This is a genomic window from Macrococcus epidermidis (genome assembly GCF_003259695.1).
Classification (GTDB): domain Bacteria; phylum Bacillota; class Bacilli; order Staphylococcales; family Staphylococcaceae; genus Macrococcoides; species Macrococcoides epidermidis.
This window is the reverse complement of record NZ_PZJH01000021.1, coordinates 1-737: the sequence shown is the minus strand read 5'-3', so window position 1 is coordinate 737 and position 737 is coordinate 1. Positions and strand designations below refer to the sequence as shown.

At 45.3% G+C, this 737-nt stretch carries 6 tRNA genes; all 6 read left to right on the top strand.

Features of this window, described 5'->3' with window-relative positions:
- The first annotated feature begins 17 nt into the window (after positions 1-17).
- Positions 18-93, top strand: a tRNA-Lys gene (locus BHU61_RS13230).
- Positions 94-118: 25 nt separating this feature from the next.
- A tRNA-Gly gene (locus tag BHU61_RS13225) sits at positions 119-193 on the top strand.
- Between the two features lie 15 nt (positions 194-208).
- Positions 209-297: transfer RNA gene (locus BHU61_RS13220), tRNA-Leu, on the top strand.
- Positions 298-314: 17 nt separating this feature from the next.
- Positions 315-388: transfer RNA gene (locus tag BHU61_RS13215), tRNA-Arg, on the top strand.
- A gap of 11 nt (positions 389-399) precedes the next feature.
- Positions 400-473 (top strand) — tRNA-Pro (locus BHU61_RS13210).
- Positions 474-489: 16 nt separating this feature from the next.
- Positions 490-565 (top strand) — tRNA-Ala (locus BHU61_RS13205).
- Positions 566-737: the final 172 nt, after the last annotated feature.

Genomic DNA, 737 nt, shown 5'->3' with positions numbered 1-737 from the left:
TCCGGCACCATTTCTTTGAGCCATTAGCTCAGTTGGTAGAGCATTTGACTTTTAATCAAAGGGTCAGAGGTTCGAATCCTCTATGGCTCACCATTATTTTAATATTAAAACTTAATATGCGAAAGTAGTTCAGTGGTAGAATACAACCTTGCCAAGGTTGGGGTCGCGGGTTCGAATCCCGTCTTTCGCTCCATTAAGAAAATTAAATGCCGGGGTGGCGGAACTGGCAGACGCACAGGACTTAAAATCCTGCGGTAAGTGATTACCGTACCGGTTCGATTCCGGTCCTCGGCACCATTTAATTTTATTTTTTTGCGCCCGTAGCTCAATTGGATAGAGCGTTTGACTACGGATCAAAAGGTTAGGGGTTCGACTCCTCTCGGGCGCGTTTATTAATAACGGGAAGTAGCTCAGCTTGGTAGAGCACTTGGTTTGGGACCAAGGGGTCGCAGGTTCGAATCCTGTCTTCCCGACTTACTTAATAATTTTGGGGGCTTAGCTCAGCTGGGAGAGCGCCTGCTTTGCACGCAGGAGGTCAGCGGTTCGATCCCGCTAGTCTCCACCATAAAATTTTAAGATGAACATTGAAAACTGAATGACAATATGTCAACGTTAATTCCAATAATTTGAGTGAACTAAGTTCACTCCCAAGAGTGATTGCCATAAGCAATCAAAGAGCATTATCAAACAAACTATTATGGAGAGTTTGATCCTGGCTCAGGATGAACGCTGGCGGC